This window comes from Haloprofundus halobius, assembly GCF_020097835.1.
GTDB lineage: Archaea > Halobacteriota > Halobacteria > Halobacteriales > Haloferacaceae > Haloprofundus > Haloprofundus halobius.
Map to the genome: position 1 here is coordinate 115,043 of NZ_CP083668.1, position 25,429 is coordinate 140,471.

At 54.4% G+C, this 25,429-nt stretch carries 25 protein-coding genes and 9 pseudogenes; 21 read left to right on the forward strand and 13 right to left on the reverse strand.

Annotated features, from left to right (window positions below):
• Window positions 1-6 precede the first annotated feature (6 nt).
• The 4 genes and pseudogenes from LAQ74_RS19410 to LAQ74_RS20450 all read left to right on the forward strand — a co-directional run.
• Window positions 7-255, forward strand: a pseudogene (locus LAQ74_RS19410) (sodium:calcium antiporter); the annotation flags it as partial.
• Between the two features lie 467 nt (window positions 256-722).
• On the forward strand, window positions 723-1,004 hold the full coding sequence (locus LAQ74_RS19415) for a PadR family transcriptional regulator (RefSeq protein WP_224338148.1): 282 nt from the start codon (window positions 723-725) through the stop codon (window positions 1,002-1,004).
• A 314-nt stretch (window positions 1,005-1,318) separates the two neighbouring features.
• Window positions 1,319-1,549: a hypothetical protein gene (locus tag LAQ74_RS19420; RefSeq protein ID WP_224338150.1), complete on the forward strand. Its 231-nt coding sequence runs from the start codon at window positions 1,319-1,321 to the stop codon at window positions 1,547-1,549.
• A gap of 17 nt (window positions 1,550-1,566) precedes the next feature.
• Window positions 1,567-1,695 (forward strand): hypothetical protein, encoded by a 129-nt coding sequence (locus tag LAQ74_RS20450; RefSeq protein ID WP_255647839.1) that lies wholly within the window; start codon window positions 1,567-1,569, stop codon window positions 1,693-1,695.
• 720 nt (window positions 1,696-2,415) lie between these two features.
• Here the strand turns inward: LAQ74_RS20450 and LAQ74_RS20790 are convergent.
• The 3 genes and pseudogenes from LAQ74_RS20790 to LAQ74_RS19425 all read right to left on the reverse strand — a co-directional run.
• A pseudogene (locus LAQ74_RS20790) lies at window positions 2,416-2,655 on the reverse strand (DUF7522 family protein); the annotation flags it as partial.
• Window positions 2,643-2,822: a DUF7522 family protein gene (locus LAQ74_RS20795; RefSeq protein WP_484494582.1), complete on the reverse strand. Its 180-nt coding sequence runs from the start codon at window positions 2,820-2,822 to the stop codon at window positions 2,643-2,645. The pseudogene LAQ74_RS20790 and the gene LAQ74_RS20795, both read right to left, overlap by 13 nt.
• 30 nt (window positions 2,823-2,852) lie before the next feature.
• The gene (locus LAQ74_RS19425; protein WP_224338151.1) at window positions 2,853-3,194 is read right to left on the reverse strand and encodes a HalOD1 output domain-containing protein; all 342 of its coding nucleotides are present in this window, start codon (window positions 3,192-3,194) and stop codon (window positions 2,853-2,855) included.
• A 39-nt stretch (window positions 3,195-3,233) separates the two neighbouring features.
• On the opposite strand from LAQ74_RS19425, the gene LAQ74_RS19430 reads away from it, so the two are divergent.
• The gene (locus LAQ74_RS19430) at window positions 3,234-3,560 is read left to right on the forward strand and encodes an SWIM zinc finger family protein (RefSeq protein WP_224338153.1); all 327 of its coding nucleotides are present in this window, start codon (window positions 3,234-3,236) and stop codon (window positions 3,558-3,560) included.
• Between the two features lie 8 nt (window positions 3,561-3,568).
• Here the strand turns inward: LAQ74_RS19430 and LAQ74_RS19435 are convergent, their stop codons facing one another.
• On the reverse strand, window positions 3,569-3,784 hold the full coding sequence (locus tag LAQ74_RS19435; RefSeq protein WP_224338155.1) for a hypothetical protein: 216 nt from the start codon (window positions 3,782-3,784) through the stop codon (window positions 3,569-3,571).
• 742 nt (window positions 3,785-4,526) lie between these two features.
• On the opposite strand from LAQ74_RS19435, the gene LAQ74_RS19440 reads away from it, so the two are divergent.
• Together LAQ74_RS19440 and LAQ74_RS19445 are read left to right on the forward strand one after the other, a co-directional pair.
• Window positions 4,527-4,934, forward strand: a complete 408-nt coding sequence (locus LAQ74_RS19440) for an NAD-binding protein (protein WP_224338156.1) — start codon at window positions 4,527-4,529, stop codon at window positions 4,932-4,934.
• 104 nt (window positions 4,935-5,038) lie between these two features.
• Entirely contained in the window at window positions 5,039-6,283 is a 1,245-nt protein-coding gene (locus tag LAQ74_RS19445; RefSeq protein WP_224338158.1) for a cation:proton antiporter, read from the forward strand.
• Between the two features lie 450 nt (window positions 6,284-6,733).
• On the opposite strand, the gene LAQ74_RS19450 is transcribed toward LAQ74_RS19445, so the two are convergent.
• Both LAQ74_RS19450 and LAQ74_RS19455 read right to left on the reverse strand, forming a co-directional pair.
• On the reverse strand, window positions 6,734-9,007 hold the full coding sequence (locus LAQ74_RS19450; RefSeq protein ID WP_224338160.1) for an amino acid permease: 2,274 nt from the start codon (window positions 9,005-9,007) through the stop codon (window positions 6,734-6,736).
• A complete protein-coding gene (locus LAQ74_RS19455) occupies window positions 9,004-9,441 on the reverse strand; it encodes a universal stress protein (protein ID WP_224338162.1) in 438 nt (145 codons plus the stop codon). Before LAQ74_RS19455 ends, LAQ74_RS19450 begins: the two co-directional genes overlap by 4 nt.
• Window positions 9,442-9,720: 279 nt before the next feature.
• On the opposite strand from LAQ74_RS19455, the gene LAQ74_RS19460 reads away from it, so the two are divergent.
• The 3 genes and pseudogenes from LAQ74_RS19460 (at window position 9,721) to LAQ74_RS19470 (ending at window position 11,028) form a co-directional block, all read left to right on the forward strand.
• Window positions 9,721-10,503: an Lrp/AsnC family transcriptional regulator gene (locus LAQ74_RS19460; protein WP_317987404.1), complete on the forward strand. Its 783-nt coding sequence runs from the start codon at window positions 9,721-9,723 to the stop codon at window positions 10,501-10,503.
• 17 nt (window positions 10,504-10,520) lie between these two features.
• Window positions 10,521-10,885: pseudogene (locus LAQ74_RS19465) on the forward strand (MarR family transcriptional regulator); the annotation flags it as partial.
• Complete coding sequence (locus LAQ74_RS19470) at window positions 10,882-11,028, forward strand: hypothetical protein (RefSeq protein WP_224338300.1); 147 nt, start codon at window positions 10,882-10,884, stop codon at window positions 11,026-11,028. The pseudogene LAQ74_RS19465 and the gene LAQ74_RS19470, both read left to right, overlap by 4 nt.
• A gap of 29 nt (window positions 11,029-11,057) precedes the next feature.
• Here LAQ74_RS19470 and LAQ74_RS19475 read toward each other — a convergent pair.
• Both LAQ74_RS19475 and LAQ74_RS19480 read right to left on the reverse strand, forming a co-directional pair.
• Window positions 11,058-11,320, reverse strand: a pseudogene (locus tag LAQ74_RS19475) (RNA-guided endonuclease TnpB family protein); the annotation flags it as partial.
• A pseudogene (locus LAQ74_RS19480) lies at window positions 11,313-11,581 on the reverse strand (restriction endonuclease); the annotation flags it as partial. The pseudogenes LAQ74_RS19480 and LAQ74_RS19475, both read right to left, overlap by 8 nt.
• A 471-nt stretch (window positions 11,582-12,052) precedes the next feature.
• On the opposite strand from LAQ74_RS19480, the gene LAQ74_RS19485 reads away from it, so the two are divergent.
• The 8 genes and pseudogenes from LAQ74_RS19485 (at window position 12,053) to LAQ74_RS19515 (ending at window position 18,994) form a co-directional block, all read left to right on the forward strand.
• Window positions 12,053-12,235 carry a hypothetical protein gene (locus LAQ74_RS19485; RefSeq protein ID WP_224338164.1) on the forward strand — a complete coding sequence of 61 codons (183 nt, stop codon included), beginning with the start codon at window positions 12,053-12,055 and terminating at the stop codon, window positions 12,233-12,235.
• Window positions 12,236-12,714: 479 nt separating this feature from the next.
• Window positions 12,715-12,888 (forward strand): annotated as a pseudogene (locus LAQ74_RS20720) (RNA-guided endonuclease TnpB family protein); the annotation flags it as partial.
• 378 nt (window positions 12,889-13,266) lie between these two features.
• Window positions 13,267-13,689, forward strand: a pseudogene (locus LAQ74_RS19490) (zinc ribbon domain-containing protein); the annotation flags it as partial.
• Window positions 13,690-13,820: 131 nt separating this feature from the next.
• Window positions 13,821-14,300 (forward strand): Lrp/AsnC family transcriptional regulator, encoded by a 480-nt coding sequence (locus tag LAQ74_RS19495; RefSeq protein ID WP_224338166.1) that lies wholly within the window; start codon window positions 13,821-13,823, stop codon window positions 14,298-14,300.
• A gap of 254 nt (window positions 14,301-14,554) precedes the next feature.
• A complete protein-coding gene (locus LAQ74_RS19500) occupies window positions 14,555-16,888 on the forward strand; it encodes a cation:proton antiporter domain-containing protein (protein WP_224338168.1) in 2,334 nt (777 codons plus the stop codon).
• A 108-nt stretch (window positions 16,889-16,996) separates the two neighbouring features.
• Window positions 16,997-17,242, forward strand: a complete 246-nt coding sequence (locus LAQ74_RS20725) for a hypothetical protein (protein WP_425498558.1) — start codon at window positions 16,997-16,999, stop codon at window positions 17,240-17,242.
• Window positions 17,243-17,464: 222 nt separating this feature from the next.
• Complete coding sequence (locus LAQ74_RS19510; protein WP_224338172.1) at window positions 17,465-17,896, forward strand: hypothetical protein; 432 nt, start codon at window positions 17,465-17,467, stop codon at window positions 17,894-17,896.
• Window positions 17,897-17,953: 57 nt separating this feature from the next.
• Window positions 17,954-18,994 carry a DUF7972 family membrane protein gene (locus LAQ74_RS19515; RefSeq protein WP_224338174.1) on the forward strand — a complete coding sequence of 347 codons (1,041 nt, stop codon included), beginning with the start codon at window positions 17,954-17,956 and terminating at the stop codon, window positions 18,992-18,994.
• Window positions 18,995-19,109: 115 nt separating this feature from the next.
• Here LAQ74_RS19515 and LAQ74_RS19520 read toward each other — a convergent pair whose 3' ends face one another.
• The 3 genes and pseudogenes from LAQ74_RS19520 to LAQ74_RS19530 all read right to left on the reverse strand — a co-directional run.
• Window positions 19,110-19,316 carry a zinc ribbon domain-containing protein gene (locus LAQ74_RS19520; protein WP_425498556.1) on the reverse strand — a complete coding sequence of 69 codons (207 nt, stop codon included), beginning with the start codon at window positions 19,314-19,316 and terminating at the stop codon, window positions 19,110-19,112.
• Window positions 19,317-19,448: 132 nt separating this feature from the next.
• Entirely contained in the window at window positions 19,449-20,633 is a 1,185-nt protein-coding gene (locus LAQ74_RS19525) for a tellurite resistance/C4-dicarboxylate transporter family protein (protein ID WP_224338176.1), read from the reverse strand.
• 110 nt (window positions 20,634-20,743) lie between these two features.
• Window positions 20,744-20,938: pseudogene (locus LAQ74_RS19530) on the reverse strand (bacterio-opsin activator); the annotation flags it as partial.
• A 311-nt stretch (window positions 20,939-21,249) separates the two neighbouring features.
• On the opposite strand from LAQ74_RS19530, the gene LAQ74_RS19535 reads away from it, so the two are divergent.
• Entirely contained in the window at window positions 21,250-21,726 is a 477-nt protein-coding gene (locus tag LAQ74_RS19535) for a lamin tail domain-containing protein (protein ID WP_224338178.1), read from the forward strand.
• 298 nt (window positions 21,727-22,024) lie between these two features.
• On the opposite strand, the gene LAQ74_RS19540 is transcribed toward LAQ74_RS19535, so the two are convergent.
• A complete protein-coding gene (locus LAQ74_RS19540; protein ID WP_224338180.1) occupies window positions 22,025-22,804 on the reverse strand; it encodes a formate/nitrite transporter family protein in 780 nt (259 codons plus the stop codon).
• Window positions 22,805-22,895: 91 nt separating this feature from the next.
• Here LAQ74_RS19540 and LAQ74_RS19545 point away from each other — a divergent pair.
• Window positions 22,896-23,153, forward strand: a pseudogene (locus tag LAQ74_RS19545) (DUF7567 family protein); the annotation flags it as partial.
• On the opposite strand, the gene LAQ74_RS19550 reads toward LAQ74_RS19545, so the two are convergent.
• Window positions 23,109-24,116 carry an arsenic resistance protein gene (locus LAQ74_RS19550; protein WP_224338182.1) on the reverse strand — a complete coding sequence of 336 codons (1,008 nt, stop codon included), beginning with the start codon at window positions 24,114-24,116 and terminating at the stop codon, window positions 23,109-23,111. The pseudogene LAQ74_RS19545 and the gene LAQ74_RS19550 overlap by 45 nt on opposite strands.
• 244 nt (window positions 24,117-24,360) lie before the next feature.
• Here LAQ74_RS19550 and LAQ74_RS19555 point away from each other — a divergent pair, with 244 nt between their 5' ends.
• Window positions 24,361-25,287: an ArdC-like ssDNA-binding domain-containing protein gene (locus LAQ74_RS19555; protein WP_224338184.1), complete on the forward strand. Its 927-nt coding sequence runs from the start codon at window positions 24,361-24,363 to the stop codon at window positions 25,285-25,287.
• The last annotated feature ends 142 nt before the right edge of the window (window positions 25,288-25,429 follow it).

Sequence of the window (25,429 nt, forward strand, 5' to 3'; positions counted from 1 at the left end):
AGATCCAACGCGCTCGTCTCCTCGAAATTGAACCAGTGGACGTTGCTCATCGGAACACTTGCGGTGGTATATTCGATCTCAGCAGGGGCCAGTGGAACACTCCCCTTCGATTCGAAGCAAGCAGCCGAAATCTGGATTACCGCAGCGCAGAGCTTCTTCGCAATTGCGATTCTCACGAGCTTCGAGATTAGTACTCAGGAGGCAATCGCTCTGCTCGTACTGTTTACCACACAAATCCTCGCGGAGTTTTACCTGAATTGAGGCGCTAAGGGCCCTCCCTACTCGCTCGCTTTGCTCACTCCTTGAGGAAGGGGGCTTAGAACCCTGCACCGCACAAGCTAAAGGTGTAATTTTACGATAACCTTGTGAAGAGGGAGGGGGAGAGGGTGGTACACGAAGGCGTGGTCCGAGTACTCACCTAGAAATTACCTCGCGCTCAGAGAGGTACCAATGGCCCTAGTGTGTTTCTTCGGTCCACGCAAATACTTGTATTGTGCCATGGGATAAACACTTTCGCAATCAGCAAATAGATAACAAGATGATGAAACGCAATTACCAATCTAGTCAGTAGATCACCTCTGTCAGTGACGGAAGGTTTCAATAGAGTCTCCGAGATAGGAACGGCTCAGTGACCGATACGCGCCCTGTATTTAATAAACTCCAGAATTATAAGCAATTGTGATACTACGAAATTCTATATACAACTTCGTTGTTCATGACATATGGACAACTTGAGTGGATTCCAACGTGACCTCCTCTACGTCATCGCAGGGCTCGAGCAACCATCAGGACAAGACGTCAAAGACGAACTCGAACAGTACGTCGACGGCGAAATCAACCACGGACAACTCTATCCAAACCTCGATTCGCTCGTAAAGAAAGAGTACGTTGAGAAGGGACCACTCGACCGTCGAACGAACTACTATGCGATCACAGAGCAGGGACAAGAGGTGCTTCGTGATCGACGAAGGTGGGAAGACCAATACACGGCGATCGAAGCGTAATCTGGTCGAAATCCATTAGTAGACTTCTCTTCAACCATCTATAGCAGTCTTAACCAACAACAGCCAAGGGGATGGTTCAATGTTGGTTAACTCCTACGTGGCAATTTCCGCTCGAAAACAACAGTCATCGTAAAAGCGTTCTCTAAGATCCTCAAATTGAGACAGAAGTTGTGTATGCTGATAAAGCGCGTATATCGGTCATAACGGATTTCGGCCCTAAGGGAGGTAATACCGGTGCTTTCTGTTGGGCGCTGAACTCCAACCACTCTATTCGATACTTAATTGGTTCCATGAACCCATATGATAATACGAGAATGCCAATTTCCAACGATGAACTCGAAGCAGGGACTGTCGAAGTGAGCGGTGACGGTCCGATTGCCAACGACGAAGAAGGGCCCATTGAGACCGAAAAGGATCTCATCACGTCGTTTCTGAGCGAACGTCCTGACAAGACCTTCGAACGGGAAATCGTCCTCGGTGTCGATTTTACCCCTCCTTTTATGAACCGAACACGACATCCCTCGGTTCACTCTCTGATAGCCTAATCGACTTCGCTGGTGACGTGACTGCCACAACAATCGTCGTTGACGATATTGATGGGGCACTCAACGAACTCGTCGAAGAGGAGACCGTGACAAGCAAGGAGGTCGAAACGGAGGACGGTACTTCACTCTACTATCGATTAGGATAAAGACGAATGCTGAGGGACTCGAGTCCTCATCGCCGACGGCATCGCTCTCTCGACAAGGGAGTACATCGATACTGGGTTCCTCAACGACAAGCGCTACCTGGACGATGGAGACTGAGAATGGGTCCGACAATGCGTCGACGTTCAACACACCAGATTACTTCGGCGACGATACCTCGCTGGATAGGGAACAAGCCGTCAAGTTCGGGGATGTTAGCGAACACTACGAGTGAACGTTCACAGCGAGTACACAGTCCTGAAGACACGTTCGAGTGATGGATACGCGTCGACGACTAGATCAACGGAGTTCCGACGTGCGAATACTTCGTCGACGGGCAGTCAGCGAACTGAACGTTGCCGTTAACCTTCGCTGGCAGAACGTAGAAGGTCAAGGCGTTCGTCAGCCAGTCGAACACAGAGTTTGCCTCCGTCCAGTTCGACACCGTCGGGAGTGTCGTCCAGAGGCGGGCGACGCTCGGACAATACAGAGAGCATCTCCAGGGACGGAGATAAACATCGACGAGATAGAAATTATTGAAAGGGGGGAAGGGAGTGTCGGGGGTGCCTCTGACTGTCGTAATGGGTGTGTCAGCACTACGACGCCCGATTTCGATGATGCAGTACGCTACTGCATCTCCTACTATTGATTACAGAAATATAATCTAACTGATTTGTTTTTGAGAGATAGTCTAGTGTAATATCATTCGTGCTTGAATCCCGAATTCACTCGTCGATAAGTCGAATACACTCTGTGGTGAATTGGTTCAAGTCTAGTCCAGCCTCTGGTTCGAGTGAGACCACGACACCTCGGTTCTGTCCTCGAGGGAAGTGCATGATGATGGCGTCCTCGAATCGACGGATAGTCACGTACAGATCTCCGAGGGGGAACGCACGCTCTTCTGATGCAGAAAACTCTGGTTTCAACCGTGCAAGCATCCTGTCGATTTCGCTCAGTATCCGTTCTTTCCGGACATCGCTCGAAGGTAGAGGACCTCATTTTCGTCATCGTCGTACTGCAAAACACCGCGGAGGTAGCTTCCGGAACGATTCTCTAGATAGTTGAGTAAGTCTGTAGGTTTGAGGCTAAAGGTCTTGAAACTGATAGACTGAATGTTCGCGTGAGCGAGCAGCTACCCCTCGACCTGCTCGTGGACGATAACCTAGCCATTGGTCTGTACGACGATACGATGGCCACGATACATGAACTCAGTCGAGCACTGGCTGGTCTGAATGCTTGACCCCGAGCCGAATAACGCCGACTCGAGGGCGGCAGTATCGACCACCTCATACAGCGGGGGTTGTTTGATGTCGCTGGGTGAGACATCTTCTGCCTCGGCAACCGCGTAGATAATCGTGGTCGTCAACCCGTCGGATTCAGATGAGTCATAGGGGACCTGGGTGACTACCTCCCATTCGGCATCCTCGGGGACGTTCTCAGTAGTTCGGAACTCGTTAGTGGCTGTCCGGCGGTCGTTGGGTTGGTCTTCGGGGGCGTTTGTCACTTGATATCACTCCGTGCGTGGGCTTCCTGATCGCTGTCGTTGCCCCCGCCGGCGTTCTCCAACACGGCGAGGACCAATCCAGACGAACACGAGTACACCGTCGAGGTTTCTGACGGAATTCCGGCCTTCTGTACCTGTCCCGCTGACCGAAAATACAGTGGCGCGTGCAAACACCGAGTCGCAGTTGCAATCCGAAGACCAGTGCTTGAGGCTGCGATGAATCGCGTTGCGACCGATGGCGGCAGTGTTGAAAAACATACGAAGGATACGGAGTCAAAGCGTCCAGATGACTGCGAGTGTTTCCCCTCGGATGCTGAACTGCCGTGTTGGAGTTGTGTCGAAAGCGGTCGTCGAAGTCTGGACTAGCAAAGTAATCAAGTCAGACGAATTGTGTTGTCGACCCTGTAGAGATAGCCTTTGAGGATGAGTCGCTCAAGAATTTCATCCGGGTGCGTATTGCCTGCGGCACAAATAGCCGCAAGGGCATCGGTGGGTGAAAGTTCCCCATCAGTATACTTGGCGAGTTGCTGGATGCGAGTGTAGGCCTCCTGTTCAATGTTCGTGAGTGGAGTTTCGAGGTTCCGCATCATCTACACGTCAGGTGAGGCCAGTCTTGGCTCTTTGGGGTGGAGGATATCCAGATGAGCTTACTTAACCAACACCGAAGTGAGTGTCTCGCCATTGTTGGTTAACTCTCTGCAATGTGGTTTACAGCTCTATAGCCAGTAAAATCTATACTTGGAGAAGACGAGCGGGTTACGCACTGAATCTGCGTCGACATCGAGTAGCGGTTCAATCAACGGTGAGCAACTCAAGACACTACAACTACCGCCAGCGAGCGGCTTGGTAGTCTGAAGTACATGGACCTCTGACTCACAGTATGACCTCTGATCACGACCGCGCTCACCCGGATGGCGGGATTGACGCGCTGGCGTCAAAACCAACACCAGAGTTGGGAGGGTGCTTCTTTTTATTGGGAAACTGCACGCATTTTGGCGTTCGGAACTACTGTGAAGGACGGGGTTTTAGCCTTGTAACTTCCATAAGCACCGTCACACGGTCGACCGTGAGATCTACCGCAGTTCGTCCTCACGCTGACAACGAGTAGTGTTGGCGAAGTAAATGTAAAATCAAATCGATAATTGATTGGAATACCAATTCGAGATTAAAGAGCCTATTGAATCACGGGACAGTATTTTAATCGCTGTTCTTATCACGTTCCGGTCGCACATGCCGATTATGAGACACTCGAAGACCGACCGGTACTGTCCGTTCAAAAATGTGTTCAAACAGCGCGAGTACGGGACGTAATCACCCGAAAGAGAACGAATCATGGAGACAGTAGTCATCGGTGGACAGGACCTCGGTCAAGAACTCTCAAAGCGCTTCCTTGAGCAGGAGATCGCCGTCGTGTTCCTTGATGACGATACAGCTACCATCGAGCGGGCAATCAAAGGAGGAATCGACGCGCATAAAACGGATATTTCGGATTTTCAAGCGCTCTCGGACGCTGGCCTTGACCAAGCCCACACAGTCATCGTCGCAACCGACAGCGATAGTAAAAACCTGCTCATCGCACAACTTCTACGGGTCAAGTTCAAGACAGACCGCATCATCGTCCTCGTCAATCATCCGCAAAACCTAGACCTGTTCGATGAACTAGATGTCGAGGTCATCAACTCGACGCAGGCGCTGACGACTGCGATCGAGAACGTCCACTCGGATAATCAAGACCACTAACAGACAGATGTTCGGAACCAACAGACAGACAGTAGCACCGCGTAACCTAACAGAGCACTCGTTACAGAGTCAACTGGCTGCGATCATCCGAGGGGGATGCTGAAATGGTCGAAGCTGCCGCACAAATTGACATTCTAAACCTACTGCTCGTCCTTGTACTCGCATGGATTGGCGGAGCCCTCGCCGAGCGCATCGGCTACCCCGCGATGATGGGTGAACTGCTCGCAGGCCTCGTATTTGGCCCACCAATCCTCGGGTTACTGGAGCCCTCGAACACGCTCGATATTTTGGCACAGCTCGGCGTATTCCTCCTGATGGTGTATGTCGGGATGGAAGTCGATCTTGATGATCTGTTCGACTTGGGGCCGCAAGCACTCATCGTTGCCATTGGTGCGTTCGTCATTCCGTTTGCACTCGGATACGTAGGCGGTGTGCTCACCATTGCGACTAGCGAGGGCGCGCTGTTTCTCGGCCTGGCGATGGCAGCTACGTCGCTTGCCACAAAATCGCGTATTCTGGTTGACCTCGACATCCTAGATACGCGTATTGCGAGTGTCCTGCTCGGAGGTGCGTTAGTTTCCGACGTTGGCGTTCTGGTGGCGTTTGCGGCCGTCCTCGGATTCATCCAGGCAGGTACGGTCAGCGCAGCCTCAATCGGGCTCATCCTCTCCAAAGCCATCGCGTTCTTCGCCATCACTCTGTTCATCGGCTACCGGTTCCTTCCACACGTCTGGGACCAGTTCGATTCGCTCCGCGAGCGGTACGGTTTTGTCGACAAGACGACTGCATTCTCCATCGCGTTGCTTGTTGCGCTCGTCTTCGCGGAACTTGCCCACCTCGCTGGCCTCCATATGATCATCGGCGGGTTCATGGCGGGGCTATTCCTCCGGCAGGCGGATCTGCATGAGGAGTTCTACGAGCACATGCATAGCGTCATCTACGACCTAGCAATCGGCTTTTTTGCCCCCATCTTCTTCGTGACGGTTGCGTTCCAAATCACCCTCGACGTCTTTACGCAGAACCTCGGATTGCTTGTTCTGCTTGTTGGTATTGCGTTCGTCGGGAAGATCGTCGGCTCGTGGTTGTTTGCACTACCGACGAACCTCACCTCCCGCGAAGGACTCGTCATCGGCTTCGGCATGAACGGCCGCGGAACCGTCGAGATCATCATTGCGTCGATCGGGCTCTCGAATGGTATTATCGACCAGGGGCTATTTTCCATCCTTGTGTTCCTGGCAATGTTCACGACCTCGCTAGTGCCGGTGACGGTCAAGTGGGGCGTTGATTGGCTTGATCGGTCCGGTGAATTAGTATATACGCAAGACCCTGTCGAAGCCAAGGCTGATTGAATAAATTTTGCACTCATTCTGTTTCTGCTGGGTGATATTATTGGAGAATTATTGAGGGGTTTCTACCGAAGCGACAAGGCGAGTGCGTCGGGGCTTGACCCCGAGGCGGTTCATGCTACTATCTTTGCTTTGAAGCCGGAGAGTCCCCAGAGCAGAGACGAAATAGACGGAGGCAGCTCCGGCCGTCGGCGGTTGGGGACTGATGTGATCGGTGAAAAACGAGAAATTCGGCCGGCGTCACTCATACCTTGACATCTCGCTCTAGATCCGCGCCCGTAGTGGGTGCCATAGGTGAGCGCCGTTGATCGAGGCGCCGCTGTCGGTCGCCAAATCGACGAGCGGCGTCCCGATGTAGCCCGCACCTTGACGATCAAGTACATGTAGCAACTTTCCAGAAGCGACTACCGAAATCCTACCGTACGCGCCGAAAGACGAGGAAGTGTCTTGGCGTCAACGCCCGCCGAACAGCCGTTCCCGCAGCGACCGCGACGAGGGTCGCTCCGAGAGCAGCACGGGCGTGTCGAGGTTCTCGATTGTGTCGAACGCGAGTGATCCACGGACGATCCGCGAGAGGAGCCCGCGCTCCGTCGCGCCGACGATCACGAGGCTGTACTCCTCGCCGACCCGGCCGATCGTTTCTTCTACGTCACCCGCCTCGATGCGCAGCTCCGCGTCACCGAGGTCGTGTCCGTCGGCCCAGCCGGAGAGGAACTCTCGCCCGGACTCTTCTTCGCTGGAATCGACGACATACAGTAGCGAGAGATCGACACCGACGGTGTCACGGAGCGCACGGGCGACCTCAGCGGAGAGGTCCGAGGAGGGACCGCCGGCAGTCGGCACGAGCACGTCCGAGAGGTCCAGTTGCTGCCCGTCCAAGATGAGGAAGTCACACGGGAGGTCATGGGTCAGCTCGTCCAGCGAACCCTCGACGCGCCCGCCAGCGAACCTTGTTCCGCCATAGCCCATCACGACGGTGTCGGCGTCGTTTGTCCGTGCAGCGTCGAACACCTCCTCGATCCCACGGTGCGAGAGGATCGTCTTCGTCTCGATCGGGACGTCGAACGCCTGAGCGTCTTCGGTCGCGGCAGCCAGCAACTCCTCAGAGGACTGGTCGAGGCCGGTACGATTCTCGGCGGCTGTCTCCAGCGATGTCTGGTCCGGGACAGTGACGATGTGGGTCGCCAGTACGCGACCGCCCTTGTGTTGGGCGAGCACGCCGGCGAGTGTGATGAGCGCGCTCTCGGTCCGCGGGTTCGCCACGGCGACCATGACCGTCGGCCCCTCATCTCCCGTTCCGCTTGGCGCGACTGCGTCCGCGGCGTCGACCACCTGATCGGGGAGATCCGCTTCTCGGCTCCGGATGAACTCCGAGAGTACACCCTGTTTGTCGGTCTTGTCCCGGGCGTAGATGAAGTACCACGCCACGGCCGCGATGACGAAGCCGGCCGACAGTGCGATCTCGATCCCTTCCATGAACGCGACGAGCCCGAGAGACAGGACCGCGCCGAGTATCGGTGTGATCGGGTACAGCGGGACGGTGAAGTCCGGGTCGTACTCCGGGGTGTCGGCCTCGCGGAAGACGATGAGCGCCACGTTCATGAGCGCGTATACGATGAGGTGGAGGACGCTGGCCGCCTTCGCGAGCACCTCGATCTCTTGACCCAACAGCGCGATGAAGACGATGATGAGCGCCCCGGTCACGAGGATCGACCGGTACGGCGTCGCGTAATTCGGGTGGATCTCGTTGAGCCAGTTGGTGACGATCTTGTCCCGTCCCATCGCGAAGTTGATCCGGGCGGAGGCAAGGATCGACGCGTTCGCCGACGATGCGGTCGCGAGGAGCGCGCCCACGGTCATCACACCGGCGGCGATCCCCGCGACTCCCGTCACCGGTCCGATGGACTCGGGGAAGGCGACTTGCGCGGCCTGCGCGACTGGCGCGTCCTGGCTGAGTTCCGGCCACGGGACGACGCCGAGCATCATGGTCACGAGGATCGCGTAGATCACCGTGACGATGGCGACACTTCCGATGATGGCGATCGGGAGATTCCGGCCGGGGTTCTTCAGCTCCTCGGCGACAGTCGCGATCTTCGCGTACCCGAGGAACGAGACGAACACGAGCGCCGTCCCCGGGAGGATCGCCCCGTAGCCCGCCGGGGCGAGTCCGCCTTCGCTCCCAGCGAGTGTCGCGTAGTCGAACGAGAGAAACCCGGCGACAGAGAACGCGGCGAGGATCGAGAGCAGCAGGAAGACAATAACCGTCTGAATCCCGCCGGTCTCCTTCGCGCCGATGTAGTTGACCGCGACGAAGATCCCTCCGGCGACAAGCGCTCCCAACTGGATCGGATTGAGGAACGCGATCGACGGGAGACCGACGAACACGGCGAGGTACTGGCCGAATCCAATACAGTAGAATGCGGAGGCGAACGCGAGCCCCATCCAGTCGCCCATCCCCGCGATTGACCCGAACATCGGGCCAAGCGACTTGTTGATGTAGTAGTAACCGCCGCCAGCCTTCGGCATCGCCGTGCCGAGCTCGGAGACGGAAAGCGCGTTCACCATTGCGATCAGCCCGCCGACAATGAACGAGACAACGACGACAGGCCCTGCTGCGTTCGCGGCGACCCCGGGCAGCACGAAGATGCCGGCGCCGATCATCGTCCCAATCCCGATCGTCATCGCCGAAATCAGCCCGAGGTCCTTCGCGAGCTCGTCGTCGCTCATCCGTCGCTGTCGGCTCGCGGCAGCGCGATTACGGGTCGATCAGCCTGTGTGACGAGTTTGAGTGAGAGGTCGCCGGAGAGGAACTGCATGAGCCGGTTACCGCCGCGGGAGCGGTACGCGATGGCGGTCGCGTCGACCTTCTCGGCGGCGTCGAAGATGGCCCCGACGACGTCCCGAGCGTACGCGGTGTGGTCGTCGGCGTCCGGGAAGACCGAGCGGACGGCGGCGTAGGATTCCTCGGCGAGCTCCTCGGACTGCTCGATAGGTGTTTTGTCCGGGGCGCCGCCGGCCTTCTCGACAACGTGGAGCGCGGTGACCCGTTTGGGCTGGTAGGGTTCGAGTTCCCGTGCGGTAGCTCGTGCGTCCTCCTCGTGGGCAATCGGGAGGAGCACGTGTGCCAAGAGGTCTTGGTCGTCGTCTGTGGTTCGATTCATATCCGTCACTATCTGGCCATCCGCATAAAAACCTCACTCTCCAAATCTATACTTATAAGTGGGCGTGTGTAGACGGAATATCACCGTGATATTTCGTCGGCTACGCCAACTCGTCTCGGGGCAGACGGCGACGGTTCACGAGTGCCGGAACTGTGGGACAACCCTAGACGAGCCGATGGCAGAGTGTCCAACCTGTGGCCCTACCGAAACCGCGTCCTGCGAGCTGTAGCGCTGCGGAACTCAGCCGCATCCCGTTGAACGATAGAAAGGTCAATTGTGGTGGCGCACGAACAACCGATAAGAATGGATTATCGTCTTGACGAAATCGACCGGTTGGCGTTGTATTATCTCGGGTCGGACGCCCGGAACACGACGGCGACCGAAATTGCCGAGCAAGTGAACGTTTCGGCGGGAACCGTCCGGAATCGTCTCAATCAGCTCGAACAGCACGGCATTCTTCGCGGCTATCCCGCACACATCGACTATGAGCGCGCGGACGGCCTCCTCACCGGCCTCTTCGTCTGTAGCGCCAGCGTTTCCGAACGTGACCGCCTTACAAGGAAAATCCTCGATATTTCCGGCGTGGTCAACGTCCGCAACGTTATGTCCGGCGACGACGGCCTCCACGTGAAAGCCATCGGCGAGGACACCACGTCGCTACAGCGCATCGCCAGCGAGATTGAGGACCTCGGCATCGCCATCGAGGACGAGAGCCTCATTAAGGAAGAGTACCATCAGCCCTACCAGCCTTACGGCCCGACGGACGCCACGCACTCCCAGCCGGCGACGAACGTGTTAAGCCTCGTCGGTGACGCACAAGTTGTAGACTTGACCGTCACCGAGGACGCGCCAGTCGCCGGCAAAACGCTGGCGGAGGCAAAAGAGCAGGGCTTGCTCGGCAAGGACGTCCTAGTAGTCGCCATCGAACGCGGAGAGGAAGTCGTGTCGGCAAACGGCCGTACCGAGATTCGACCCGGAGACCTCGTCTCCTTGTTTTCCCCAGTCGGTATCCGAAACGACACCCTTGACGGGTTCGGCGGCACTGCAGCGAAGCGAGCGTAGGTCGTATTCAATTAGATGCACATGATTGGCAGGTGACCGGACTCGGTCGATTCGAGGAGTACGGACTGCAGTTCTTCCTTGCAGGTGAGCTCGCGTTCTGGTATGCGCCCGACGAGGAACTCACGCCGGGCGAAGTGGTGTGTCACAGGCTCGTCCTCGATAGCGATTCCCGCCGGGTTAACTAGCGATGCTGTTGATCGAGGCGTTGGACATCGATCAGGAGACGCTCACAGACACTGCAACGTGGTACGATCTGGAATCCACGGTCGCTGCGATGTACCAGGCACTGCAGGGAGGGGTCGACGACTCGGACGAGATCCCTGTCGTCCTTCCAAGTGAATCAGAATTTATGGCGCTCAAAGAGCAGTACGGTGTAGTATGACGGTATTCAAGGGCGGCGAGGCGATCAAAGAGTTCCTCGAGGAGTTCGATAGCTGGCTGTCGGAGTCCGTGACGGTGTATCTCCTCGGCGGATCTGCGATGACGGTCCGGGGGTTACGTAACAGCGTTCATTCTCTTGGATGAGGATATGTTCCTGCGTGAACTACCCCGCCCTACTTGCTCACGGCTGATGTCGTTCGTTCCTGGAGGGTGGGGCTTCCTGTTTCCACGACGCGCTTTGCAGGAACTGAATCGATTCCTGCAGGGAGCGCAGTCTCCACAGGCGTTCGTTCGGAGTGTCCCACTCCTACATCTTCGAGACCGCGAGACAGAATGTTCCACGCCGCGTCGCATCTCTATCCGCTTCGAATCCACATCCCGGCCAGGAGTGTTCACGAACCCACAACGGCTTGTCCGTCTTGACAGCACAAGACGAACCCATGTTTCGGGCCGTCGAAGTCGAACGTCGCGATCGCCGAGTGGAGCTTCTGGACGACCGGGCGCCCGACCGTCCCCGTGTGCTTGCACTCCACGATGATTGCGCGCCGGGTGCCGTCGACGACCCCTCCATGATGACGTCCCGCCCCTCGTCAGCGGTTCGCTCGGCCTGACGGACGTTCTCGTAGCCGAGATTTCAGAAGACGTCCTCCATCACGCTCTCGAGCTTAAATTCCGAGAGGCCATCCAGTACAGCGATTTTAGGGACTTGTGTGTTTTTCTATTAGTCAGATTATTATAAGCCCCCCAGTTGAGTTCACAGGATTCATATTATGAATTTTGATTTTCTGGAAAGAAAATAAACAAGAGGGGAAAGCAAAGCTGAGATGAGGAAAAACGACCAAAAATATAGCCAGAAGCCGGTTAGCTCCGCGCTCACGAGATAAACAATATATAACGTACTGGATATTATGACGAGTGTATGAGCTGCGAGTGTGAATCCAATTTTTTTGTTATGGATTGCGTTATAGAATAACAAATAAGCCACGGCCAAAACAATTATCCAAAACGATATCTTGAGGGGAATCATTAAATGACTTGATTTAGAGCTAAGTCTGACAGAAAGCTATCTGGGGGTGTTCGGATGATCTGCCGTGTTGTGACTTCCCGGATAGAATCCGATCGAAATACAATCGGGGGCTTCTTGAGATACTATCTCCCCAAACCATTTATGGACACTCAGATTGCAGGGGCCAAATATGGAATGGTTCTCGGCGGTTGTTTGATTATCATCGGAATCGGTGGTGGACTTATATTCCAGCACCCTGCATTTGGTATCCTTGGGCTACTCGGTATAGCCGTCGTTATTATTTCATTAGCATTATTTGTTTTTATTCTTCCTCTTATAGAATGATAGATGAGCAATTGATCATAGATAGAGATCGGATAAAGAGAGCAAACAATAGACCGTAAGAACATTCGGCTATTCTTGGCCTTAAAAGTATTAAGCTAGTTGTTTTGTCAAAATTCAAGCGCTAAGACGACAAGTCCGCCTACTCCGAGTAGAAGCGACTGCTGGATCTCAAACACGAGTGGACCGACCTGAAACAGGTTCACAGAATCGCAAGACGGATGCCCCGAGGTTCGACCTCGGGGAGGAAACCGACACTCCATTTCACAACCACGTTCGAGAGCAAGGCTGACTCTCTATACTTAAGTAACCTGGCCAAATATGTGAAACGAAGATGAGTCCTCTCGAACTGCCGTCATCAACTTGACACACCTGAAGGAGTCGACCCACACCTTCGAGAGACTGTCAAGCAGTTCAAATACTGTGCCAATACCGCCTCGGAGTGGTGCTGGCACGGTCACGACGGATACCACGTCACTTCCAGTTTCACGTACAACCAATCGGGCTTCAAACTCGACACCAAGAGTGGCCCGAACGGACGTGGACTGCTGTACCTCTCAAAAATCGGATAGGATCCAATACGGCTTCACCGCGATATCCTCAACGATACAGACATCAAGGAGGTGACGGTGAAGAAAGGACCCACCGGTGCGTGGTCACGGTGAAACCTGAACAGACCACGCTGGAGTGTGCGTCGGTGTACAAGCCGTTCTGGATGCGCGAACGTTCGTGTCGGACCTGCGGGTTTGAAACGAATAGGGATTAGAATGCGGCACTCAACGGTCTCTCATGAGGACTCTCGAAACTAGGAGTGGTTCACTCCGAAGACACGTCCTCAGAATCACCTTGCGATTCTGATGGGCTGCGAAAATCACAGCGTGATTTTCGAACGCCTGTGGAGACCCGACCGCTGTGTCTGCCGACGGTGTCTCCTCAGCTATCGTTGTGGATGCAAGTCGCGTCACAGAAGCAGGAAACCCCGCCCTCAAGGAAGCAACGCGAAGCGTCGCTGAATAGGGCGAGGTAGTTCACCCGTCAACAACATGGCCATCGCTTCGACAGGCCGATTTTGGTTGGCAGACGAGTTCAACTACTGACGCGGAGAGTACGAGATGCGTCGTGGCTCACTCCAACAGTGTGGCTCTCGGCACGCCCACGAGAACATCCAGAGTGTCGGTCACAAGGAGACTGGTCGATTCGAGATATTTCGGCACACAGTAGCGAACGAATTTATCGAGGAGGCCGTCAAACACGACTGCTCACTCATCGCGGTCGAGGACGTAACGTAATTCGAGAGAACATTCCGAAAGCGACGTGGCAACACATCTGGGCGTTCCGACACCTCTACGAGTACGTCGAGTACACGGCAGAGGAGTATGGCGTTGAAGTCGTACAGGTTGACCCACGAAACACGTCCGAACGGTGTTCGACGTGTGGGTTTACCCATAGCGACGTTCATAGAAACGACGTGTGGGCATTCATACCTTTCATTTTCAGTGGTTGCGACCTATGCGGTGATTCATCCCACGACTGAAGTCGTGGGTTTTCTCACCTAATCTATATAAGCGCATTCTCACAAGAGACATCCATGAAAGAGGAATATATTGATGAACTCGACAGGCACATCCTTCATGCATTACAGCAGGATGCCCGCCATACGTCGTCTGGAGATATTGCGGAGGAACAGGGAGTTTCATCGAGTACTGTGCGAAAGCGTATCAAACATCTTGAGGAAGAAGGCATCATAACTGGCTATCACGTTGGGATCGACTACGAGGCAGCTGGGTTCCCGCTGTACGCGAAACTTATCTGCACGGCACCGATATCAAAACGCGAAGAACTTGCCGAACAGGCGCTTGAGATCCATGGTGTCGAAGCAGTACGTGAAATTATGAATGGCCACGATAATGTATATATCAATGTCTTAGGCCTTGACCATGATGATTTGAGCCGTATCGCGCAAGAACTCTATGACTTAGGCCTCGAAATTGAGGATGAACAGATCATTCGAAACGAGTATGTGTGTCCATATCGGGGCTTTCTTGCCAGAGATGATTATTCCCCATAGTTCGAGGAATGGTCAGTGTATAGGCTTCGTGAATCGATTCGTGGACAGTAGCGAATTCTCAATAAATTACTCGATCTATCGCCTGATATTCACGGTTCGGCATATAATTCGCCATTCTTATCACGATTCGTTCCATGACCTATGTATGGAGAGTTCGATACGGGATTATATTCTGAGTTCTAGTACTGTGTACAGTCCCCTATACAATCGCGTAGAGAACAACTACGTGCGCTCACAAACTTTCTAGTAACCAAATGCTCGACCCACACACCTCAGCCGTAACGGTGCCAAACATACTATTACAGAACGACGCAAGTGGAGTCATCGAGCCGATTGCCCACGCACAGTTGTTGTGGGTCTTCGTGATGCTTACGTTACTGTTGTTCACAGCACGGGCTCTCGGAGAAATTGCGAAACGATTTGACCTCCCTGCGGTTGTTGGAGAGCTTTTAGCAGGTATCCTACTCGGCCCTTCACTTCTCGATTCGGTCACGATTGTCTTTGGCATAATCTTTGAATCAGGAACGGCTGTCGATCCTCAGTTCCATCTGATCGAGGTGGTCTCCTGGATCGGGCTACTAATGCTCATCATTCTCACCGGTTTGGAAACCGATCTCGACCTCATCGTCAGCCGGGGAGTTGATGCCACAGTCATCGCCCTCGCAAGCATCATAGTTCCGTTCGTGCTGGGGTTTGGATTCGCTTGGGTCCTTCCCGACCGTTTTCTTGCTGGGGAAGGTCAACGACTGGTTTTCAGTCTCTTCGTGGGGATTGCGCTCTCGATCTCAGCACTGCCAGTGATCGCAAAGATCCTGATGGATATGGAGGTCATTCGGCGGGATTTCGGCCAGATGCAGCTCGCAGTCGGGATGATCAACGATACAATCGGGTGGATTTTGCTCGCGCTCGTAGCGGGCTTGGCCGAGGCGGGAACGATCGAATTGACGAGTCTCGGACAGACAATTCTCTATCTCGTGATCTTCCTCGGCGTTGGTCTCACTGTGGGACAGCGAGCGGTGCGATGGCTCCTGAGGTGGGTTGACGACGTCATCGGGGGACAGGTGGCGATGATAACTACTGTAATGGTATTGGCGCTTGGTGTCGGTGCTTTTACACACTACCTTCACCTGGAAGCGGTACTTGGAGCCTTCGTCGTTGGAATTCTTGTCGGCCAGGTCAACCGATTCGATTACGAAGCCGAGCACACGTTCGAGATGGTGACTCTCGGGGTGTTCGCTCCAATCTTCTTCGCGACAGCGGGCTTGCGGGTGGACCTCTCAACAATGGCAGACCCAGTTGTCTTGGGAGTCGGTGCAGCTGCGCTCGTAATCGCGATCGTCGGGAAATTTGTCGGTTCGTACGTCGGTTCGATTGCAGCCGGAATGGGTCACTGGGAGGGAATCACGATGGGAGCCGGGCTAAACGCTCGGGGGGCGATGGAGATTATCGTCGCGATGATCGGTCTCGGGTTGGGGGTGTTGACAGTCGAGATGTACAGTATTATCGTCATGATTGCGATCGTGACGTCGCTCATGGCACCACCCCTACTCCGGAAAACCATCCCGCGACTGGAGATGTCCGAACAGGAACGCAAGCGACTCGAGCGAGAACAACAACAGGCCGAGAGCTTCCTCGGCCAGATGACCACGGTACTTCAGCCGACCCGATGTAGCGTAGACTCGCAATACGGGGCGAGATTATTGGGGCATATGACTCAGGACACCGAAATTGACGTTACCGCGATGTACCTGCAGGCCGGCGAGGAGGACCAACAACTGGGATTCATAGATCGTCTCCGCCTGCGATTGTTCCGACGGTCGAAGGGTCAACAAGATATAACAGATAGTGACACTACGGCGGAAGAATCTATCCCTACAGAAGCCAGCGACTGTCTGGAACGGATGGACCAACAGTTCGATCCGTCAGGTGAACGATCGATGCGTGGAATCGCACGCAACGAAAATCCGAATCTGAAAGAGGCAATCCTCAAAGAGGCCAAGCGAGACTATGATCTGCTGACGATAGGGACTGCTGAGCGCGGCGCGAAACCAAACGACCCACCGCTGGGGGATCTCGTCGACGAGATTATCCAGGATACTCCTTGTCCCGTGATGGCTGTTCACGCTAATGTTGACGGTGTTGAAGGATTGGCCGAGGAATCGATATCACGCATCCTCTTACCAACAGTCGGTGCCGAATTCAATCGACATGCTGCTGAGGTTGCGTTTGCGATCGCTCGTGATCGTAACGCATTGGTCGAAATCGTCCACGTAGTGAATGAGCCAAGGATTGGAGACCGGTTTATGGAAGAACCCGATCTCCGAGAGGCCCGACAAATTGGCGAGGAAATCGTTGATGAAGAGGCTGAGCTCGGTCGTAAGATGGGGGCCGAAATCCGGACAAACGTGGTTGTCACAGACCGTGAACCGGAAGATGAACTCGTCGAACTCGCTTCTGATCACAGGGACGACCTCATCGTCATGGGGACAAGTATTCGGCCAACTTCCCGTCGGGCCTTCCTCGGTCATACATCCGAATATATCATCAGGAACGCCGATGCTGCTGTCGCCGTAGTTAGTTCGAGATAGGAGAGTGGCTGGGCCCGTTTTCTAGACTCGGGACTTGGCTGATTCGGGGCCATCGATCGTTACCTACGAGATGTGATCAACTACTCGGCAAACGGTGAGCGGACACGGGTGACAATCGAATTCACCGTGACATACGAAGGCGATCTGACTGAGGCTCAGCAACTTTTGGAACGAACAACCAAACGTATCGAAGGTGACCCCGCAATTAGATTGGGTGAAATCAAATGTCCCGCAGAACCGAGGGTGTTCATCACCGAATTCGGTGATCATGGTGTGCAAATAGAACTTCCGTTCTGGGTCGAAAAACCGTATCTTCCCATCGAAATGCGATCAAAGATACACAAAAGCGTGTGAGAAGAACTCGACGATGCTGGTGTCGAGATGGCATATCCACATACCAATCTTATCTTCGATAAAATCAGTGGGCGAGCGCGTATTTCCGTTGAGTACCCGCATGAAGTTGGCATTAAGAGATCTCCCTCAGAAAAAGAGTCAACAGGATAACCAGTTACCATTCTCTTCAACACCCAATTTCAAAACAACCCTTATATAAAGTGGAAAAGTGGTACAATATCAATGGACCAAGATGACCAACCCCCACAAATTGAACCCATTCTACAAGCCCAAAGTGAATTACAAACCGCGTGGGTTCATACGATAATCATTTCGCTAGCTTTAACTGTATATTTAATAATTAAAAAAATATCTGAGATAATTGAATATACTTATTTCACAATTTCACATTCATGGGAGACTGATCCAGTAATTTATATAACATTAATAATAATTGGGTTTGCCATACTCAACATTGCCTCTCATTATCTACGTATTATCACACTTCGACGAGATGCGAATGGGAATACGGTCCAACATTTGAATGGAATCATAGAAAGATTCGTGACAACATTTAGTAGATTTGAATATCATATTGCAGGAATAATGTTCCTTATTGGTATGATAATCATAGCCCTCTCAACTATCCAAATTATTTTATTGTATTTTTATTGATTATCAAACTGGTGGCGAAAATGTATATTTTTCTATGTAGACGCTTATAGACACGGTATGAGTTCGGATCAGTATAGCACTGGAACAGACGAGAAAATCGATGAGGATGATACTCGAAGTGATCTCGTCCACGAGCGACTTCGAGAGTCCCCCATCAAACGGTGGATAATGCTTGATGGAAATCGATACACTATCATTGGGCTGTTCGTGGTTATTGTATTTGGTGTGTGCACCACCATTGGGTTCGCCGGCTACATCCCGGTCACAGATCCCGGCGCCGCCACGACGCTCGTCGCGGCAATTGTCGGTGGCACCTTGCCGTTTATTACGATTGTTCTCGCAGTCAATCAAATGGTCCTCTCACAAGAACTCGGCTGGCCCGGTGGTCTCGAGGAACGGTTCGAGTCTTTAACGACCTTTCGTAGAGAAGTCGAAGAATTGACGGAAACGGAAGTTAGTCCAGCCGCACCAGCCGATTTTCTACAACTGATTGTCGATTCCGTCATCGCTCAGACCGAAAAGCTGCAAATGGATATAAATCAAATTAATGATCCAGACCGTGCCGAAAATGTTAGTGATTTCATCAACGCCGTCACAACCGAGGGCGAACTTGTTTCAGAGTCGCTTGTAGACGCGGATTTTGGTACGTTCGACGCTCTATCGGCTTTGCTTGGGCATTTCAATGGTGGGCACTTATACGCTGCCAGACGGATTCGAACACATTATGCCGATGGATTCTCAAGCGACGTTTTGGAAACGCTCGACATACTCATCGAATTACTCGGACATCTCGCTATCGCTCGGCAAACGTTCAAAACGCTATATATGCAGTACGAACTCGCGCATCTCTCGAAGCTTCTGCTGATTGTCGGGTTCCCAACGCTGCTCGGCGGTGGAATTTTCATGATGACGTATCCGATAATCATTGAGACGGCCGTCGCATTGAATCGACTCGTACTTATCGTCAGCTTTGTCGTCACTTTTGTTTTCCTCCCGTTTATTGTACTACTCGTCTACACACTCCGCATCGCCTCAATAGCATCACGGACCGCTGACTTTGGCCCATTCGTACCACGCGTGGAGTTTAAAGAAGAATAACGAAATATTGAAAACGGAATTATGGAGCGCAGTCTCCGCAGGCGTTGATTCGGCACAGCCCGTGCCTATTTGCTTGAGTCCGCGGTCTAAGATATCCCACGCCGCATTCGGACCTCTATCCGATGTCAGTAACCCACGACTTCAGTCGTGGGCTTCCGCCTCGCATCTGTGTGAACCCCCACCCCGGGCAAGAGTGTTCGCGAACCCACAGCGGTTTGTCCGTCGAAACACCGTACGCCGCGCACTCTTTGGTCGTCCCTGCGGGGTCAACTGGAACGTAGTGGGTGTCTTCGCGCTTGCACTTCCATTTCATCGACGACATCGACAAAGGGAAGGGGGGCTGGCGCGACGACGTGCTCCACTACTATCCCAACAGCGCGAACATCTGACCGACCTGAAGTCGCTTCTCGTTCTCGGTATCGTTCTCGTTCACGTCTCCCACCTTCCCCTGTCACTATGCGGATTTCGAAGTCGTCGTCGACGGTGGGTTCCCTAGGAATACCCGCAGGACCGCCCGTACCATTCCGACGAACGTTAACCCCCACACGCCCAGCGCGAACCACCCCCAATACGCTGGTACGACGGAGAGCAACCCGAATGTACCAATCCCGGCGAGGTTCAACGTACAGGCGGTGTACATGCCCATCGGGAACACTCGCCCCCACGCGGTCGGCGCGTACGTATGGAGCCGTCGACCGAACCCGAGCCGTGACCACGGAACGAGTATGACCCACCCCGGTGTTCGTGTTTCGATATCGTCAGTGAGGAACTTCCAGACATCAAGGGTCAACAGGAGAGGGATCCACCACGAGGCAATCGCCCACGCGAGAAATGTGACGCCGACAATCACTGGCGCGTACGGCGCCCACCCCGGCACCGACTCCAACTGCGGACCGAGTGTCGTCCCGGCAAGTGTCGTAATCGCCGCCGCGCCCATCATGATCCAGTACGGACCGGTCCAGTCGTCAGGTTGAACTGCGCCGTCGAGTAGTCGATAGGTGACGACGGTGATAACAATAAAGTACAGGACGTACCCCGAGCCAAAGTAGCTCATACTCAGCAGGACGGTCACATCTGCATAGGCTGGCAACGCGTCGGCCAACAGCCCTCCGAGAACTGCGAGCGATTGCATACAGACGATCACTAACAGGAAGGCACCGTCGATACGTTCGCTTACGTCGGCTTTACGTGCTCCAATGAACTCAGTCGCAAATAGATAGTACAACAACAGAGGCGTGGCGACTACCGTCGTTACCCAGAGCGCGGTCGCTACCCACATCGCATCAGAAAAGACTAGCAGTTGCGTGCCAACGGTATTCGTCGCAACAATGAACGTGAGTGTCCCCCAATGACGCTCCCGATCCCGTAGGTCCGCGAGCATACGGTCGGGAAATGCCGCCAGCCGCGCTGCGAACAGAACGAGGAGCAGCCCGTAACAACCGACGTTGAAAATCGCCAAGGACTGGGCGACTATCGCGATGTTTAGCTCTCGAAACGCGATTGAGACGATTCCAGTGGACATAACGAACCCAAAGTACGCCGGATCAAGGGCCTCGACTGCGCTACCGACGCGGACAGCGATTGGCGCCCGGTCGTCGGCGGAAGTGAGCTGGCTATCCGTTTCAGATGAATTGGTCATACCTGTCCCTCGTAGTGGGAACGAACCCCACCGTATCATCCGCTGCTGGTCGTTCCGACCGTAAGTGAGTACCGTTATCGCGGTGAGCTCTTACCTGTTCAAGAGTATCTGGTTACCTCCGGGTGTTCGGTGAATGCACTCTCAATGTCGTCGACTTCAGTCCCCCGCACCCAGAAGTAGGGAATCACCACGTCCCGTGCGGGGATAATTCGCTTCAATTCAACCTTCGCTTCCGGCAGCTGGTGGAACACTGTCCCCAAGGGAAGCTGGTCTGACGGAACCGTGAACGTGGCCTCGGTAGCCATCGTCCGTATTGTTGGCTTCCAGCTGTAAAGGTCTGCTATTCTCCTGGGCGATCCCCACTTTCACAAATCGGGTCGAATCTTGTGCAACATTCGCGCGCTGTATTCAGCAGTCGGTGAGCGAACTCCTCAATCGCGGTCAGTAACGGAGTGCAAGATACAGAGGGTGTATGCAGCAAGGATTCGGACGATGAATTTACAAAACCTGGCCAAATAGGCTGGTAGGTGGGTGTGCGTCTCGCGCAAATTGGGTAGGACAAAGAGCGTGTAGATCTTAGAGAAAGTATATATCCGAGTACTGATTGATTGAAAGTGTGGAACGGCGTACAGTCCTCGCAACGGTTGGAGTTGCTTTCTCTAACCTCCTCCTTGGGTGTCTGAGTACTGCTACCGACGATGAAGATGACCGCACGAGGTCAAAAACACCGACTGGTAATGAGTCCGACTTTGAGGTTGGATTCGCCGAACAAGAAGGAGACACGGCGGATTCCGTCCGAGAACGGATACAGATAACGAATATTTCCGGAGAAAGCCAGTATGTCAGCGGCTACACGCTCACATATAGTTCAGGCTATGAATACACACTTACTGGGGGATTATCCCTCGAAGCACAGAGTACGGTGGCTATTGTTAGTCAGGGAGCGGGTGACAGCGTTGCCCTAACCGACCCCCCAACGTATTATCGGGACGCTGCTCTCCCTGAATTAGTGCTTGAAGACGGAGAAGAAACAGTACGCCTACTCAATCACGAGGACGAAGTCGTTATCGAGGCGACCTACACATCGGAGTAATTGATTCGAAATACGAGACAGGTGCTGAAGTGGATAGTATTCGTCTGTACCAAATCGAAATCTCACCGAGCTGTTCCTACGAGCTGTTGAATATGCGCTCTCTATCCAGCAGCTGAACAAACTACCAGAGTTCAGTCAGAAACTGTGTGCGAGATACAGAGAGGATAGTCAGCACAACGAGTCTGTTTGCTGCAGAGGTTCTGCGATGAATGAACCGCTAAGAAGACGTGCCAGCGTACCGTAGTAGATTCTCAAAGATGTCATTGATGTTCATAGAGCCGTGGTGAATAAAGGGTGTCTATTCCTCTGCGCCTACTGCTTGGGCGATGTGGGTGACCGTAACTAATCCCAGTCCGCCGACGAGATTCCCCGCAGTCGTGACGACGAGAATTTCAGCCACTAGCCCGTAGCCGACGTCGGCCCCGAAGAGAATCCCGAAAACGACGTGAAGTGTGGTAACGATCACGTGGTCAAAGGGTCCGAGAGCCAGCAAGACACCGACGATATAGGCCATCGTAATGCGGCTCCGAACGCTGTTGACTCCCTCGAGAAGAAACGAGAGCAGGGTCACGAGGGCACCTCCAACAATAGCGCTTGCGAACCCGGCTATGACTCCTCGGCCGGCAAGCTCTTCGGCTACCGTACTTAACGCGGCCCCAGCACCGGTCGGAAGCACTCCATCAACGGCGAACACCAATGCGAAGAGAATGCCACCAATGAGGTTAACGACGAAGGTGACGACCCACAGACGGAAAAGCGGGAATACCATCCACGACCCGGATTGATCGACTGCCTTTGCCACCGGGTCGAAGAAGTTCTCGTTGAAGAGTTCCGCACGGCCGATGACCAGGAAGACAACGCCTACGCCGAAGATGAGCGCGCCAGCAATCGTGGCAACATCGCCGAACTCAGGTTTGACCAGCGCGTGGACGATGCCGAGTGCCGCAATACCGAAGACGATGGTGAATCCAGCGATGAAACTCGTCGCGACGAGTTCAAGCATCGACTGGTCGAGGCGCCGTTCGCCCTCCTCGACTGCTCTGTCGAATATTTCGCTGGGGGAAGGAGCTACTGGCATAAAGTAACAATCGTCTGGTAGGCAGAAAAGGATTCGTCCGTTTGAATGAACACAGATTGTGCTCATCACGCCGTAGAAGGCGGACGTCGTCACATCCGTTCCTGAAGACCAAGTTCTCGTTCACGAACCGAGCGGCACCGCATTCGATTCAGCCACGACCTGGAACCTCCACGTCGACGAAAAACTGCGTCGCGACCTGCCTGATAGGTCGGCACGCGTGAAGGTCTTCGGCGCACCGGGCGCCTACAAAGTCGATTGGTGGAGTCCGGAGCCAGGTGAGGACTGGAAGCCTGTCGAGCGTGGCTCAATCACTCTGCCCGACATCGGTATCGAGGAACTGGTCGGGTGAATTCGGGACCAACCAGGCCGGGACGACTCGCGTGAGGACAACCATCCCCGTTAGTTCGACGAGCGTCTGAGTAACGATGACTGCCGGTGCGAGCGCGTAGCCCGACGGAAGCGCGAGCGCCAGCGGGAGAATAACCAGCGAGTTTCGCGTTACGGAGGTGAACACGAGCGCTCGACTCTCACCAGCATCCATCCCCAGTAGTCCGGCTACTAGCCGTCCGAGCAGTGGCATAATGACGAGGAACGCCACGTAGACGGGGACAACCGACACGATCTGTCCAATCGAATCCTGCACACGCGGCAGCGGGGAGGCGATGACGACGAACAGCGTCGCCCCCATCATCGGTACCGGCAACCAGCCCATCGTCTCCTGCCACTGTTCGCCCCGACTGGAGCGCTCCGCCCAGTATTCGGTCACCCACGCGAACGTCAGTGGCAGCGCGATGATGACAACGAACGCCTCGATGAACGGCTCGGCCTCAATGAATTCGGCCACCTGCTGGCCCATGAATAGCCAAAGATACAGCGGGAGCAACAGCAGCTGGATGAGCATCAGAGTCGGCGTCGCGGCTGTGATCTGCTCGGCATCACCGTCCGCGAGTTCGGTGAACGTGATGACGTAGTCGATACACGGCGTCAACAAGACCATAAACGTTCCCACGAGAATGACTGGCTCCTGTGGAAAAAATCGCGTGAGCCCGAACACGACGATCGGGACGACCACGAAGTTCATCCCGAGCGCCGCAGCCATGAACCGGCCGTTCCGAAACGCTCGACGAATCCTGACAAACGGGATCTTGAGGAACGTTACGTACAACAGCACCGCGAGCACGGGGTTGATGAGCGGTTCCAGAACCGAGCTCGCGCTCGGGAGGCCAAGGCCGACAGCAATTGCGAGGATGACCCCAACGGCGTAGATACCGACTTGATTGTGCTGGATCCACTGTTTCGAGAGCGCGGTCATAGATTTGCTGAGAGACGACCACTGCCGACATCCATCAACCCATGCCCTCTCATTTTGTAGAGATGATAGTAGCAGGCGTAAGTCCCCACCGGTGACTAACCAGTAGCACCAGTACTGCAAGTATCCCCATTGCAGAGTGGCTGAAATCGTTAATTTCGGTATAGAGACTGTTTTTATACGCCCCTGAGGGGTGCGGCGCGTTCTGAACTGCCGCAGTTGCCGTGAACTCGATTCGGTGAATACAATGGCTACGACCAGTGATTCGTCGGTCTCCTTCGAGCAGACCGACACACGATCAGACGAGATGAACAGCACCATCGAACAGTGGATCGACGACCTCGTCGCCGACGTCGACAACGCGCAGGCCAGCGCGGAGTTCCAAGAATGGCTCGACGTCCAGAGTCGGTTCCACGACTACTCCTACCGGAACACGCTCCTGATCAAGCGCCAGTGTCCCGAAGCTACCCGCGTGGCGGGCTACCGGACGTGGCAGGAGGAGTTCGATCGCCACGTCAAGGAGGGTGAGTCAGCCATCTGGATCTGGGCGCCGATCATCACCAAACATTGCCCGGAATGCGAAAACTCGCCGAGCCACCACGAGAACAATGACTGTGAGTACGACGAGACGCCGCTCGAGGAGTGGTCCGAAGGCCTGGTCGGGTTCAAGTCCGCGCCGGTGTTCGATGTCTCCCAGACCGAGGGTGAACCGCTCGCTGACCTCGATACGGAAACGACCGGGGACGCGGGCGACCTGGTTTCCCAACTGACTGCTGTCGCTGATGAGCTCGGCGTCACGGTTCGGGTCGTTCCAAAAGAGGAGTGGACGCACGGGGAGGCGAAGGGCATCTGCGAGCAGCTGAGCCTCGTCGACGTGCAACCGCTCGTGGAGGTTCGTGATCGGGAGAACGATGCCGACCTTGCGCGGACGCTGATTCACGAGTACGCGCATGCCCTGCTCCACTTCGACGTCGACGACGGCACCGAGCGGTCGAAACGCGAAGTCGAGGCCGAGGCGGTCGCTTACGTCGTCGGCCGGTACTGCGGGCTCGACACCAGCGGATCGGCGTTCTACCTAGCTGCGTGGGAGTCGGACGATCCCGAGATCGTTCGTGAACGGCTCGGGCGGATCAGTCAGACAGCGGAAGAACTCATCGACGTCCTTGAGGACTGACTCTCCCGCCAATTTAATTAACTAACAGAGGGATACTTGCTTTCATTCTGTTGGTTAAGCAGTAGATAGGACGCCGTTTCTTTATTCATTGCTAATCTCGAAACAGAGGAATCGGATTCGGTAAATCACTCCTGCAAATTAT